This window comes from Methanofollis aquaemaris, from assembly GCF_017357525.1.
Lineage (GTDB): Archaea > Halobacteriota > Methanomicrobia > Methanomicrobiales > Methanofollaceae > Methanofollis > Methanofollis aquaemaris.
Genome location: NZ_CP036172.1, coordinates 1,377,120 through 1,390,405, shown reverse-complemented (window position 1 = coordinate 1,390,405; position 13,286 = coordinate 1,377,120). Strand labels below are relative to the sequence as shown.

Annotated in this window: 14 protein-coding genes; 4 read left to right on the top strand and 10 right to left on the bottom strand. The window is 58.0% G+C overall.

What is annotated here, in order from left to right:
- Positions 1-17: 17 nt before the first annotated feature.
- From RJ40_RS06675 to RJ40_RS06630, 10 genes are all read right to left on the bottom strand, one after another.
- Positions 18-353 carry a hypothetical protein gene (locus RJ40_RS06675; protein ID WP_265580083.1) on the bottom strand — a complete coding sequence of 112 codons (336 nt, stop codon included), beginning with the start codon at positions 351-353 and terminating at the stop codon, positions 18-20.
- Between the two features lie 44 nt (positions 354-397).
- Positions 398-754: a hypothetical protein gene (locus tag RJ40_RS06670; RefSeq protein ID WP_265580082.1), complete on the bottom strand. Its 357-nt coding sequence runs from the start codon at positions 752-754 to the stop codon at positions 398-400.
- Between the two features lie 71 nt (positions 755-825).
- Positions 826-1,617, bottom strand: coding sequence for a carboxypeptidase regulatory-like domain-containing protein (locus RJ40_RS06665; RefSeq protein ID WP_265580081.1), 792 nt, complete (start codon positions 1,615-1,617; stop codon positions 826-828).
- Between the two features lie 224 nt (positions 1,618-1,841).
- The gene (locus RJ40_RS06660) at positions 1,842-2,354 is read right to left on the bottom strand and encodes a hypothetical protein (RefSeq protein WP_265580080.1); all 513 of its coding nucleotides are present in this window, start codon (positions 2,352-2,354) and stop codon (positions 1,842-1,844) included.
- 37 nt (positions 2,355-2,391) lie between these two features.
- Positions 2,392-3,252, bottom strand: coding sequence for a hypothetical protein (locus tag RJ40_RS06655; protein ID WP_265580079.1), 861 nt, complete (start codon positions 3,250-3,252; stop codon positions 2,392-2,394).
- A 399-nt stretch (positions 3,253-3,651) separates the two neighbouring features.
- Positions 3,652-4,935, bottom strand: a complete 1,284-nt coding sequence (locus RJ40_RS06650; RefSeq protein WP_265580078.1) for a condensation protein — start codon at positions 4,933-4,935, stop codon at positions 3,652-3,654.
- Positions 4,936-5,015: 80 nt separating this feature from the next.
- Positions 5,016-5,507 (bottom strand): hypothetical protein, encoded by a 492-nt coding sequence (locus RJ40_RS06645; RefSeq protein WP_265580077.1) that lies wholly within the window; start codon positions 5,505-5,507, stop codon positions 5,016-5,018.
- 37 nt (positions 5,508-5,544) lie between these two features.
- Positions 5,545-6,105, bottom strand: coding sequence for a YIP1 family protein (locus RJ40_RS06640; RefSeq protein WP_265580076.1), 561 nt, complete (start codon positions 6,103-6,105; stop codon positions 5,545-5,547).
- 450 nt (positions 6,106-6,555) lie between these two features.
- The gene (locus RJ40_RS06635; RefSeq protein ID WP_265580075.1) at positions 6,556-7,755 is read right to left on the bottom strand and encodes a RuBisCO large subunit C-terminal-like domain-containing protein; all 1,200 of its coding nucleotides are present in this window, start codon (positions 7,753-7,755) and stop codon (positions 6,556-6,558) included.
- A gap of 5 nt (positions 7,756-7,760) precedes the next feature.
- On the bottom strand, positions 7,761-8,723 hold the full coding sequence (locus tag RJ40_RS06630; RefSeq protein WP_265580074.1) for a ribose 1,5-bisphosphate isomerase: 963 nt from the start codon (positions 8,721-8,723) through the stop codon (positions 7,761-7,763).
- A gap of 53 nt (positions 8,724-8,776) precedes the next feature.
- Here RJ40_RS06630 and RJ40_RS06625 point away from each other — a divergent pair, with 53 nt between their 5' ends.
- From RJ40_RS06625 to RJ40_RS06610, 4 genes are read left to right on the top strand one after another with little or no spacing between them, the layout of a single operon-like run.
- Entirely contained in the window at positions 8,777-9,604 is an 828-nt protein-coding gene (locus tag RJ40_RS06625; protein ID WP_265580073.1) for an HAD family hydrolase, read from the top strand.
- A gap of 54 nt (positions 9,605-9,658) precedes the next feature.
- Positions 9,659-11,269 (top strand): methyl coenzyme M reductase system, component A2, encoded by a 1,611-nt coding sequence (atwA, locus tag RJ40_RS06620; protein ID WP_265580072.1) that lies wholly within the window; start codon positions 9,659-9,661, stop codon positions 11,267-11,269.
- A gap of 14 nt (positions 11,270-11,283) precedes the next feature.
- Positions 11,284-12,822, top strand: a complete 1,539-nt coding sequence (gene mmp3 / locus RJ40_RS06615) for a methyl-coenzyme M reductase-associated protein Mmp3 (RefSeq protein WP_265580071.1) — start codon at positions 11,284-11,286, stop codon at positions 12,820-12,822.
- Positions 12,815-13,285 carry a methanogenesis marker 6 protein gene (locus RJ40_RS06610; RefSeq protein WP_265580070.1) on the top strand — a complete coding sequence of 157 codons (471 nt, stop codon included), beginning with the start codon at positions 12,815-12,817 and terminating at the stop codon, positions 13,283-13,285. Before mmp3 ends, RJ40_RS06610 begins: the two co-directional genes overlap by 8 nt.
- Position 13,286 lies beyond the last annotated feature (1 nt).

Here is a 13,286-nt window from a genome sequence, read left to right as displayed (position 1 = left end):
ATTTTGAAGATGGCCCGTCATTTTTTCCCATCTGGAGTCAGGGGGATGGCCCCGGTCGCAAAGTACTGGCCCCAGTTCTCCTGCCTGATCCCGTGCCGTGCCAGTTCCTCGTCGCTCAACTCTTCAGGGTTGGGGAGGGCGTCGATGGTCATGTCCCATCTCTGTGCGATCTCCTCACCCCAGATCGTGTCTACTGCGTCGGTGATGGTGATCTGGCAGGAACGATCAGAAGGGAGGCGGAGATCCCATATGGCATAATGGGATGCCCTGGTTACGGTGGCGCCGAGTTTTGTGAAGGCCCACACCCATGCCACGCTCTTGTAGTATTCATCGGCCGTCTCTCTGATCACCATGCCGCGCTCCGGGTATGAGCGGCCGCCGAAGTACTCTGGATTCTTCAGATAGGGGTAGATGATGAAGGATCTCTCGGGGGTGTCGACCCTGATTTCTGTGTGCTGTCCGACGATGCAGAGGTGGCGACACTGTATATTCCGCACGTATGCCGCCACTCGCCGGACATCCATATCGATCCCCGGTTGATGGTGCTGTTCAGGGAAACGGTGACGTCGGGTTCCACCTCCGACGTCCACTCGACCTGATAACTCACCCCATCTTCGACGATTCCTGCCGGCGGATCACCGCTCTCGACCGGCGCTCCGGCGGTGAGGGTTATGCCGAATGAGAGGACGCCGAGGGTAAAGAGTGCCGCGATGAGTCCGAGGATCTTTACGGGTTGCGGGATGTCGTCCATCATCGTGTGTCTTCCATGTCGGTGTGTGCGGTTCCGTCCGGTTGGTCCTCTTCTTTCCCGACACCTGCGTGTCTTCACCTTCTCCTGACCAGATAGACCAACAATGCCCCGAGGAGTGCGGGGATGCCGACCCGGAGATCAAATCCGGGCGTTGTTCGACTTCGGGGTTCCAGTTCGAGGTCGAGTGTGTTTGTAAGGTTTTCAAAGATGATTTCGCGCTGGAGGGGGAGATAGCCCTCCTTGCTGACGGTGAGATTCTGCTGGTACCCGATCGCGTCTTCGATCAAATAGTGCCCGTCATCGTCTGTCATGGTCGTCACCGAGATCGGATCATTATCGAGCGAAAATTCCGACTCAAATCTCACCGTCGCACCGGCGATCGGGGTGCCGCCGGGATCGGTCACCCTGCCCGAGACGGTGATCGCCGGAGGCGGGGGCAGACCGATACGGACGGTCACGTTCAAACTTTTTTCTGCCCGGTGTCCGAGCGTGTCGACGGCGATGACGGTGAGGGTGTTCTCGCCGGTTGCGACCGGCACCGAGCATGCGAACTTCGTCCCGTTCCCGCACGAGACCTCTCCCACGCCACTCCGGACATGCACGGACTGTATGCCCGAAGGGGCGCTGACCTCCCCGATGACGGCGACGTGAGGCGGGACGACGTCGATCCAGACCTCAGCCCCGTCAGTGGGGGAGGTTATGGTGATGGTTGCCTGTTCTCCTGAAGGAAGGGCCGAGCATGATGCGGGGAGCGCGATCAGCGCGAGGAGGATGGCGAGAGAGATGAATATTGAGAGTTCTCCGTGAGAAGATCGGTGAGGACAAACCTCGCAGGTAATTTCGGGTCTGATCAAATATTTCGTCATCGCCACGTTCTGGGTATGTGGAGGCGCTCCGGGACAGAACCGATCTCCACAGACCAGACTATCTTCTTTATTTTATATTTGTGTTCTGTGTGGGTTCTCTGCACTTCAGGTGCTGTTCGGGTGATCTTTTTTCCATAAGGGGCCGCAAAGATTGTCCTTACTATAATGCATGTCCTCTTCTGTCGTGATAATTTTGGGGGCCTTCATTTTTAGATCCAGAGCAGTTATACTGGAATAACAGAGGAGTCGCCGGTTAAAATGTACCAGGTGAAGTACAAAATATTTGGACCCTTCAATATCATCAGAATCACGCCACCAATGACTAATAAGAGTGATATCCACTTGTTTTTCTGGTATTGGTTCCCGCCAAGTCCGATGAGTCCGAGGCCTGCTCCCATCATGAACCCGGTGAGGAGAAAGGACGGGCTAAAGATCAAGGTAATATCACCATAGCCAACGGCACGAAAAACCTGTTTAATAACGCCGAATGCGATAAATGGAACGAAAAACGCTATCGGTGCTTTTGTCCCTCTTAACCCAAAGAATGCGAGGATCATCGGGGCGAAGAATATGAAGGACATGACGAGGGTTGTCATGAGTCTGAAGTGAAGGGATAGATCCAGGAAGTCTAACAGAGGGAGAATGATGAGGTCAGGTACATAAAATAACCCGAGCATTGCGATGCCAATGAGGATGGGGGTGGCATAGGGGCGAATAGTGGTGTATATTTTTTTCATTTCTTTCGATTCTCCTTAAAAAAAATAAAATTGGTTATTATCGGAGTTCGATCAGAGCAGCACGTCCATTGAACATTCCTGACCAACTGTTGCTTAAGTCAACGGTTCCCGATGAAGACCAGTCGAGCTTATTTTCAACAGCATCTACGAGGTGGTCTCGTCCGTCGTTAAGACAATTTGGATATGCCACATGTGTAATTTGGTCGCCGTCCCATTTCTCGTAATGACAATTTCCATAACACCAATCTAGATCCTGAGATGGATATCCGTCGAACAGTATGAGGTGGTAGCGATCACGATAAAAGTCCCCATCTTGAATGTGAGCGTTCCTATCTAACGGTGAAGCCTGGGTCCACTCGAAATTAGACAAACTCTCTCCACGACCACTCCATTCAGGCGATCCAGTAGTGCCTTCCCAGCCCGCTGTTTTTTTGAGATCATATGCGAACTCAGATCGGTCTTTATTATAGAATATAACATTGATACATCCAACAATACCATTTGGAGTAGGATGGTGGTTATTATATGGCCACATGAATACGGGATCATCTCTTACCTGAACGATTTGATAGCCTGACTCATCAGTATTGAGTGCGTTCATTCCTTCTCGAATTCCAGGTGGAATTATCTTTGATTCTTCATATTCCCTGTCGAGTATCTTGTATGCAATGTCTTCCCCCATTTCTTCAGAAAGGAATTTGAAATACTCTTGATTTTCAGCGTAATATTCTTCTTTTGTATGTTGGCGGCTAAATTGGCCGTCGTCTTTGACGTAATAAATGTGGCTTTCTACTGATGGTTGGAGACCATCGATATTTTGAGTTTGATTCGTTTCCATCTCTTCTGCGCTAACGCTCGGCACAATTGCCATGCCTATCAGCAGCATTGCTATAAGCATGGAAAATGTCCATCTCATTTTTTCTATAGTTTTTTCCTCCTTTCATGTTTTCCCGGAGGCATCAACCAAACCTTTAATTCCAAGTGGATCGGAAAGATCAATTGCTTCCGGGGTTTTAGGGGTTCCTTCAGTGCTTGCTTGTGTTGAGGGCCCCACTCGGGAGACCATTCTGATCTCCACGGGCAGAAATATGTTTTATTAATTATATGTGGCTTGTGAGCTGTTCATCTAATTCTTACGAGGATCTCAGGGCCTGGAAACACAAAAAAAAAATGAGCGGGCATATTTCCCGCTAAAAATAGATCAGTCCTCGATTGAACTATGTAGAGACCATCGTACCTGAGTCGCCGATCTCGACACATGCTTGGTTCTACAATATTTCGTTCTCGCACACGCGGTTCAGGGCAGGTACTCCACCACCGCGTCGAGGAACCGCTCGACCGTCTCCTCAGAGTACGGCCCCATCTCATAACCCGTGACGATCGTCATCGACTCGCGGAAGGTGGAGAGGGAGATGAGAAACCCGTACGGCCAACAGACGCAGGGGAGGAATCTGATATCCCTGAGGTCGAGGGGTGCCCCGTCCTTCCCGTCCACCGGCAGGAACTCTTCGGCGTCGAGGATGCCGATGTTGGAGAAGACCGGGTTCTTGAGGCCGGTCTCCTCGTACTTTCGGATCATCTCGTCGAAGAACACCCTGACCCCCGGCATGCCGCCTGCATAGATCTCGTCGTAGAAGAGGATGCACCCGATGCCGAGGCCGTCGGCCTTGCGCTGTTTCGTCACCGCGGTGACCTGCCCGATGACGTCCTCAAGGCCGGCACCTTCTCCGGCGGTGAAGGTGACCTCGTAGGCGATTGAGAGGTTCATGGGCGGGCACGCGTCCGGGTGGTCGAGGTGGCGGCGGAGGTCTGCCGAGGTGAGGATGGAACGGGGGGCGTCGAGGTCTGAGGGGTTGTCTCGTATCTTCTGGAGGGCGAGGAAGAAGGCGCCGATCATGATGTCGTTCACCGTGGCGCCATGCCGTCTGCCAAACTCTTTTGCCCGCCTGAGTCGCTCGGCGGGGAGCGTCCGGTACGCGATCGTGGGCGTCCCTCGCCCCCGCCTCTCGGCCGGGAAGCGCCACCGGTCGACGAAGGACTCCTCCTCGTCGCGGGCCTGCCTGATCTCCTCTGCGGTGAACCGGGCGAGGATCTGCTCCGTCCCCCGGTCGTACCACCCGAGGGGTGCAGGCCTGAAGTCGGGATCTTCTTTGATCTCCCGGTAGACCTCGAAGAGGTGGCGTGCGAGGTCGATGAGACCCTTCGCGTCGCAGAAGCCGTGGTGAGAGGTGACGACGACCTGGTCGTCGTCTTCCTGTCGTGTGAGGCTCACCCGCACCTGGGGCCCCCTGCGGACGTCGAGGGAGGCCGGTGGTATGATGGGCTCTCCGGGTGGGAGGAACACGAAGGCCCGCTCCCACTCCTCCTCTGCAATCTCCTCCCAGCAGGGCATGCCGTCCCCTTCCTCGGCAAACCTCGACCTGAGATAGGGGTTGGCGGCGAGGAGACGGAGGGTGGCCTCTTTGAGGATCGCTTCGTCGACCTCGCCGTCGAAGGCGAGGATGAGATGCATCGTGGGATCGTAGAGGCGCTCGAAGTAGACGTTGAAGAGGTCGAAGGCGGGTGCCGGGTGGAGGGACATAGAGTGTAATCTCTCCGGGGGGAGATATGTGCTTTCCTGGATCTCTGATGACGGTGAGAAAAATGGATTCAGGGGATTATTCACACTTTTTCCATGTCGAGCTGGAACTGTGGATTACGGATGAAGAGCACCGGGGTGTTGCCGGGCTCTGTTGCATTTGCGTGTGAGTCGATGATCTGATAGATCTCGTCCATGGTCGCCCGATCCTCCGACACATTTTCGTCGAGAAATATCATGATGCAACCCAGATAATTGATACCATAGCCGAAGATCGGACCCTCAGGATAGAAGCGGTGTTGATCTTCGAGAACGGCGTCTGCGGCTTTGAGCGTGACCGGGAGGTTCTGGCCCTTCCGGATCTGTCCGTAGGCGGCATAGACCTGCATGGATAGGAGTGCGTCCAGATCCTTCTCATCGATCCCCGGGATGACCTGACGGATGGCCTCTTTTTGTTCCTCGATCTCTGCTTTTCTGTTCAGATCGATGAGAAGAACGCTGACGATGACGGCTGCAACAAGGGCCGCCGCAACCAGAACGAGGATTTTTCCCCTTCTCAGGTTTGTTTGATCCATATTTTTTCCTCCTTTCATCATGTGCGATGCATCACCGTCACAATCCAAACCCCGGAACAGAGATCCACCTTGAGAAGAGGATCAGGAGCACTGCACTGGTTGCAAGAGAGACAAATGCAGCGCGGTCTTTTGACTTTTCATGGAATTTTCGTACGCCGAAATAGGTGATCAGGGTGAAACAGAGGAGAAGCAGCAGACCTGCATAGGGGACTTTCAGAATGACCGCTGTCCACCAGAAAAGAACGGTTGGTAAAAGAGCATAGATTGCCGACTTCATGGTCCTCTCAAAACCCTGATGTTCATCGACAAAAAGCAGGAAAAAGTGCTCGACGAGACTGACGCTCAGGAGTATGACAACCCAGGTGATCAGACTCTGGAGTGGACCGAATGCGCCGAACACCATGCCCCCGATAAGGTGGAGTCCAGCGGGTTCGTGATCCGGATACAACAGGAAAGTCCCGAGTGTGGAAAGGATTGATGCCGCAAGAACGACGGTGAAAAAGAAGAGGAGATCCTCCTGAAGTGATTTTATCCGGAGTTGATCGAAAAGGCACCCGGGCCTGGTGAAGAAATTTTTTATCGGCAGATCTCCTGACATGATTCACACCTCATCTGCGGGATCAATTGATTCTCGATGGTTGGAAATATCTTCTTTCTATTATATACTGGTTCTATTCTGATCCTCTACACTTCGGGTTCTGCTCGGGGGAGCTCTGTCCCCGGTGCGAGCGGCTGCGAAGGTATGATGATCAGACGTGCCGCCCCTATCGCAAAATCTTCACCGCAATCTCGCGCCGGGGGGCAAGCGCCCCCCGGAACCCCCCACGGTGAAGATAGGGGGGGCGGCGATGGAACAGCGTCTCTACCATTTGTCCTGTTCCAGGGGGAAGGATCAAGGATCGATCCTTCCATGCTCCGGAGATCTGCGGCATGAGATTTTCATCGTGTATGCCTGAGGTATGCTATCGGCTCATGCCTGATTCAAAAGAGTCAAAAAATCAAAAAAAGAGCGGCCACATCTCCCGCAAAAAAAGGGAACCTTAGAGATTCACCGGTTCCCCCACTTCTCCAGCGCCCGCGCCAGTTCGTAGTGCTCCTTCGCGTACTCCTCCGCAGATATCCCCTGCATAAACGCATCGACCGCCTGGCGCATCGCCCTCGCCCCGGCCTCGGTGCCTTCCGGGTGGCCGTGGATCCCGCCGCCCGCCTGGAGGACGATGTTGGTGCCGAGGTTTTCGATCTCTGCCGCCACCTTGCCGGGGTGGAGGCCGCCGCTCGCCACCGGGAAGGTGGGTTCGAGCCCGAAGTACGGCTCGGTGAGGGCGAGGTTGTCGCCCTTCAACTCGGAGACGTCATGGCTCATCTTGCCCGAGACCGTGCCGGTGTGGAGTTGGTCGCCGCCGAGCATCCGCACGATCCGTGCGATCGGGCGCATCGCGATCCCGTGCTCGGGGTTGCGGGTGATCGCCCCGTGCATCGTGCGGTGGACATGGATGGGCACCTTCACCGACGGCGCCTCGGCCAGGGCCTGGAGGGCGGTGAACCCGCAGGTGATCACGTCGATCATCAGCATGTTCGCTCCCAGGTCCAGAGCATGCTCGGCCCGCGCCACGATCTCGTCTGCTCTTGCGGAGATGTTCACCGCATACAGCACCTGCCGCCCGGTCTCCTCCTTCGCCTCGTCGAGTCGCTCCATCACCGCCTGGAGACGCTCGTCGAGCGGGCAGAAGGTCTGGTCGGTCAGGGTCTCGTCGTCCTTGATCAGGTCCACCCCGCCGATCGCCGCCCGGTAAGCCACCTCGGCGGTGTCCTTCGGGTTGAGCCCGACCTTCGGCTTGATGATCGTGCCCACATGCGGCCGGTCGGTCGTCCCGATGAGTTTTCTCACTCCTTCGAGCCCGAACTTCGGGCCCTTGAACGGGACCAGCGACTCGGGGAAGTCGACGTCAAGGAGCCTCACCGCCTCCAGGCGTCCGAGACCGAAGAGGTTGCCCGCGATCACCGAGAGGTACTGCGGGACATTGCCCGCCTCGAAGATCTCGGCCGGGTACCGAACCTGCGTCACATACCCGTTGCCTGAAGGTTCGAGGGCGAGCACCTCCCCGTCGAGACGGCGGACGTACTCGGTGGTGGTCGTGATGTCGGTCCAGGTCCCGGTCGTCTCCTCCTCGACGATCGCCTGCGCCGCCTGTTCGGGCGTGGTGTCGGCCCGCGGCCGGAAATAGTAGGTTGCGGTAACGTCCTGCATCTTTCTCACTCCTGCATTCTCTCGTTAAACTCAAAATCCTTGTGGAACTCCTCGATCCCCCAGCCCAGATGATCTCTGATGATGATATAGGCCATCGTCGGCGGGATCGCCCCCATCTCGGTCACGATCTCGTCCACGTACCGTGCCGGTGTGACGTCGAAGGCCGGGTTTCTGACCCGCACATGCGGGAGCGTCGCCGCCACCGCGGGGTCCAGCACCTCGTCGGTCTGCCGCTCCTCGATCTCGATCCGCTCCCCCAGGATCGATCGTGGCGCGAACTTGTAGGTCTCCGCCGCCACCAGCATCGTCGTCCGCGCCTCATGGGCGGCCAGGGCGATCTGGGAGGTGCCGATCTTGTTCACCACCGCCCCGTTCACCGTCACCGCATCAGCCCCGGTGATGACCAGGTCGACATCGTTGATAAAGGAGCGGACCGCCGAGTCGACGATATAGTTTGTCTTCACGCCGGCATCGTTCAGGGTTCGGATCGTGAGCAGCCCCTGATTTCTCGGGCGCACCTCCGTTGCAAAGACTTCCAGATTTTTGCCCTGCCGGTGAGCGGTAAGGATGCAGGCCAGGGCCGCCTCCGAGTTGCAATGGGTGAGGACGACGTCGCCGTCCGAGATATGGCGGGCACCGATCTCGCCGATCCACTCGACCGCATGCTTCGAGGAGAGGAGGAAGGAGTCGGCCGCCTTTGTGATCGCACTCTGTGCTTCGGGAACCGTGCCTGTCCCGTCCATCGCCTTCATCACAAAGCGGACGGCATTGGGGAGGGAGACAGCCGTCGGTCTGGTGGCCAGCAGGGTGCAGGCCGCTTCGTCCATACCATGTCTGAATGATCCGAGATCAGAACCTTCAAAAGTTTCTGCATAGTCTCTCAGGGCGGCAGCCGCCGTACGGGCGATCCGTCCGGCGCCCCGGATTTTCATCGATCGGATCTGATCGGCGGTCTCGTTCAGCAACATACTTAATGGGAGTAGATGAATATCCCATCACATAAGGTTAACCTGTGAGTATCATGAGCATTGCAGTGGTATTTGACAGTGCCGGCACCCTCCTGCGGAGTTACCGGACGGCACGGGACGTCGGGACCGGGGAAGTCCTCCCCGACGTCGAGACGACCCTGCTCACCTGCCGCGATCCCGCCCGGGTGCTCATCGCGCTCAACGCCCACAGCAGGGACGTGATGGGAGCACCCGACGATCAGTTCCTCTCCGAGTATCTCTGTGAGCGGAATGTCGGTTTCGGGGTCTCCTGTCTCCGACAGGTCACGCCGCACGAAGAACTTGCATCCCTGCTGTACGGTGACCGCGAGGCCCTGGTCGGGGATCTCCAGGCCTGCATCAGGGACGTCTGGGGAATCATGAAGGAGGAGGATCTTGTAGTGATGGACTCGGGCGCCATCCTCAACCTCTCGAAGCGGGGGATCGAGTTCACGGTCACCGCCGGCGGGCGACCCTTCGAGGGGGCGAAAGAGACGATCGAGGCACTCCACGGACTGGGGGTCGCGACCTACATCGCCTCTGGTGACCGGGCCGCCAAACTCGAACGGATCGCCGATCACCTCGGCATCCCGCGTGACCAGGTCCACGGGATCGCCACACCCACGCTCAAGGCACAACTTGTCGAGGATCTCCAGGAGTGCTATGAGACAGTAGTGATGGTTGGGGACGGTATCAACGACCTGAAGGCGTTCAGGCGGGCAGACGTCAGTATTCTTTCAGAACAGCAGTCGAGAGACAAGCCAGAGCAACTGACGCGAGCGGCCGGTTATATCATCAAAAATGTCAGGGAAGTCGTTCCAATTGTGCAGGAACTCTCTGATGGTGATATTGTCTCAATATAAAGGATAATATGGTCTGACCTCAAGAGTACGTTTGAGGAATCAAAGGAGTAGAGCATGACCGCGTTGATCACAGTCGAGAACCTCTGCATGGATTTTGGAGAGAAGAGGGCGCTCAACAATATCAATTTTGAGGTTGAGGAGGGAGAGATCGTCGGGATCATCGGCCGGAGCGGATCGGGGAAGACGGTCCTCCTCCACCTCATCAGGGGCGTCGATCAACCTCCGACAGAAGGAAAGGTGATCTACCATGTCGCTGCCTGTGACGGGTGCGGATGGGTGGATGTCCCGAGCAAGGCCGGAGAGAAATGTCCGAAGTGCGGCCAGACGATGGTTCCGGTCGACGTCGACCTCTGGGATCCCGAGAACGAACCGATGAAGAGGCGGGTCATGGCGAGGACCGCGATCATGTTCCAGCGTACCTTTGCGCTGTACGGGAACGACCGGGTAATCGAGAATGTCCTCCATGCCCTTGAGGACATCAAATATCCCCCGGCGCAGGCGGTCAACCGCGCCGCCGACCTCCTCGACGAGGTCCGTCTCTCCCACCGGATGATGCACATCGCCCGTGACCTCTCCGGCGGCGAGAAGCAGCGGGTGGTGCTTGCCAGGCAACTTGCCAAGGAACCGTTTACTCTCTTTGCCGACGAACCGACCGGCACCCTGGATCCCGGCACGGCGGCTCTGGTCCACCGGATGCTCAAGGGGGCGGCGGAGAAGAACGACATGGGCATGATGGTCACCTCACACTTCTCCCAGGTCATCGAAGACGTCGCCGACCGGGCGATCATGCTCAAGGACGGTGAGATCGAGATCCTCGGTAAGCCTGAAGAGGTCATTGCTCGCTTCATGGAGGGTTACTCCGACACCGAGACGTACGAGGAAGCCGAACTCGGTGAAAACGTGCTGGTGGCGCGAGATGTCATCAAGCGTTATCTCTCAGTCGACCGGGGCATGGTCAAGGCCGTCGACGGCGTCACCTTTGAGGTGAAGGAGAAGGAGGTCTTCGGGATCATCGGGAAGAGCGGCGCCGGGAAGACCACGCTCTCCAGGATGATCTCAGGCATCATCGAACCGACCGGCGGCGAGATGAATGTGCGGATCGGCGAGGGATGGGTGGACATGACCAAACCCGGCATCGAGTTCCGCGGTCGGGCCAAGGGCTATATCGGGCTCCTCCATCAGGAGTATGATCTCTATCCCCACCGGACGGTCCTCGACAACCTCACCGACGCCATCGGGCTTGAGTTCCCCAAGGAACTTGCAGTGAGGAAGGCGGTCATCACCCTGAAGATGGCCGGGTTCCCTGAGGAGAAGAGCAGGGATATCCTGGACCGCCGGCCGAGCGAACTCTCCGAAGGTGAACGTCATCGCGTCGCCCTGGCACAGGTGCTGATCAGAGAACCGCGGATCGTCATCCTGGACGAACCGACCGGGACGATGGACGCCATCACCAAGGTCGACGTGAAGCACTCGATCATGCATGCCCGCGAGGAGATGGACGAGACCTTTATCGTGGTCTCGCATGACATGGAGTTCGTGCACGACATCTGCGACCGGATCGCCCTGATGCGGGGCGGAAAGATCATCGCCCTCGGCGAACCCGAGGAAGTGCTCGCCAGACTGACCGAGGAAGAACGCGAGATTATGGGCAAGCCCACGACATAAAGGAGGAGAAGAGCATGCAGATCCTGCTTGACGGCAGGCAGGTGGATCTCCCGGAGGGCGCGACGCTCGGCGACCTCCTCCCTGACCGGGAGCGGGAGTTCGTCGTCGCAGTGATCAGGCCGGCGACCCGTGAAGCGGCCCGGACCGAGCATATCCGCTTTATGACGACGGCCGGCGAGGTCGTGGTCGAGATCACCCCTCTTTATACTGAATATTTTGGCGACGGTGCGGCCCTGCGCGAGGCCGGACCGCGAGTCCTGCGGTGGAGCGACCGATATGCCGCCGCGTTCGGACCGTTTGTCTCCGGAGTGAAACCTGACCGCACTCCTCACCGGTACGGCCGCGGGGACGTGGTTCTCGGGTGTGCCGGATACGACCCGGTGAAGTCGCTCCTCCTCTTCTGCCGTACCGATCACCGGGCCGACTTCGGGGCCGGTGCCGACGGTGGGGTGATCGGCCATGTTGTCTCTGGTCGGGGTGTCATCGACCACTGGACCCAGGGCGACGAGATCACCGGGATCGAGCGCATCGTCTCCTGGGCCGACCGCACCACCTCTTTTGTGACCGCCGATCCGGCGACTCCCCTTGAGGAGGGTGCCGAGGTTGTCACCAGGGTCGAGATCAGTGCCGAGGGTTTTGCCGACGGACGTTCGGACACCACCACCGCCGCGAGTGTCGAACACCTCCTCCTCTCCCTTGAGGCAGGTTCGTTCTCGGTCGGGCGGGCGGCGAGCACTCATATCAGGGACGAGACGATGGTCCCGATGGATGTCCCGACAGACCTGACGAGGCCCAGACACGAGGGTGCGGTGACCGTGCGGACGGCCGGAAGTTCCCGTGGTGCGGTCTATATCTATCGCGAGGAGGTACCGAGCCATCCGGCCCACACCCTTGTCGGCCAGGTCGTCCACGGGATCGAACTGGTCAAACTCGCAGGAAAAGGACAGCGTTTTGCGATCTCGGTTGATCCGCCGCGTTTCGACCTGGTGGGTCTCTCCCTCTCCGATGCCCTGGCCATCGCGGAGAGGCGCGGGATCGAGGTCACGCTGGACGGTGAGGGCGACGACCTCGTGGTCGTGGGGCAGAACCCCGGGACCACCCTCGAGGCCCTTGCCGCCGGGGCGGTGACCCTCTCGGTCCTGCCGGTGGAGAAGGTCGTCACCATCACCCTCGACGATGAGGCCGCCCCTCTGACCTGCGACATCTTCAGGCGTGCCACCGGCCTGAAGACTCATTTTGTCGGATCGATGCCGGTCATCTTCGCCTTCGAGGACGTCGTCCTCTTCAAGCCGAAGATCAAAAAGAAGATCAACATCATCCCCGAGAACACGCCGCACGATCTCGTGCCCGCCGGTTTGCTTGCAATGACCAACGAGTCCCGCCGGGGTGTGGGGATGGTCGGGGCTCGGGCGAGCGACAACTCGGAGTTCGGGCCGACCTCAGAACCCTTTGACGGCACGAACATCATCGGGAGGGTGCTCGACATGGAGAAACTGACCGCGTTTACCGAGGGAGAGAAGGTCTATATCAGGGAGGTGCGGAAATATGGCTGAGTACATCCCGAAATATCAAGGGACGGTCACGAAGTATGTCTTCGTCGAGTCGCCGCTCCTCACCGCCAAGGATCTCGCGGTGAGGGCCTATGAGATCTCTGCAGGGGTCATGATCAAGGAGACCTGCTTTGGTCTCCAGGTGACCGGAACACCTGAGGAGGTCGAACCCCTCATCGAAGCGATCCGGGAGTTCGATCCGACGCATATATTCATCAAGGACCGGGGCTTTCCGCCAGGCGACGAGCGCCGGTGCCGGGCAAACCTGGGCGGAGCGCGGCCCGGGTATCTCGGGCACGAGTTCGAGATGCAGCGGGTCAGGTACATCTCGCACGGGCTTGAGCGCGTGGCCCGGATGGACGCCGAAGAAACAGGAAAGGCCGCTGCCAGACGGCCGGAAGAAGGGCGGGCACACCCGCTCGACCTGAAGAAACTGAAGGAATTGATCGAAGCAGAGGAGCCCTAAG

Coding starts and splice junctions, on each gene's coding strand:
- RJ40_RS06645 (WP_265580077.1), bottom strand. CDS start 5,507: ATGGATCAAACAAACCTGAGAAGGGGAAAAATCCTCGTTCTGGTTGCG.
- RJ40_RS06635 (WP_265580075.1), bottom strand. CDS start 7,755: ATGCAGGACGTTACCGCAACCTACTATTTCCGGCCGCGGGCCGACACC.
- RJ40_RS06675 (WP_265580083.1), bottom strand. CDS start 353: ATGGTGATCAGAGAGACGGCCGATGAATACTACAAGAGCGTGGCATGG.
- RJ40_RS06630 (WP_265580074.1), bottom strand. CDS start 8,723: ATGTTGCTGAACGAGACCGCCGATCAGATCCGATCGATGAAAATCCGG.
- RJ40_RS06665 (WP_265580081.1), bottom strand. CDS start 1,617: ATGACGAAATATTTGATCAGACCCGAAATTACCTGCGAGGTTTGTCCT.
- RJ40_RS06625 (WP_265580073.1), top strand. CDS start 8,777: ATGAGCATTGCAGTGGTATTTGACAGTGCCGGCACCCTCCTGCGGAGT.
- RJ40_RS06670 (WP_265580082.1), bottom strand. CDS start 754: ATGATGGACGACATCCCGCAACCCGTAAAGATCCTCGGACTCATCGCG.
- RJ40_RS06650 (WP_265580078.1), bottom strand. CDS start 4,935: ATGTCCCTCCACCCGGCACCCGCCTTCGACCTCTTCAACGTCTACTTC.
- RJ40_RS06610 (WP_265580070.1), top strand. CDS start 12,815: ATGGCTGAGTACATCCCGAAATATCAAGGGACGGTCACGAAGTATGTC.
- mmp3 (WP_265580071.1), top strand. CDS start 11,284: ATGCAGATCCTGCTTGACGGCAGGCAGGTGGATCTCCCGGAGGGCGCG.
- RJ40_RS06655 (WP_265580079.1), bottom strand. CDS start 3,252: ATGCTTATAGCAATGCTGCTGATAGGCATGGCAATTGTGCCGAGCGTT.
- RJ40_RS06640 (WP_265580076.1), bottom strand. CDS start 6,105: ATGTCAGGAGATCTGCCGATAAAAAATTTCTTCACCAGGCCCGGGTGC.
- atwA (WP_265580072.1), top strand. CDS start 9,659: ATGACCGCGTTGATCACAGTCGAGAACCTCTGCATGGATTTTGGAGAG.
- RJ40_RS06660 (WP_265580080.1), bottom strand. CDS start 2,354: ATGAAAAAAATATACACCACTATTCGCCCCTATGCCACCCCCATCCTC.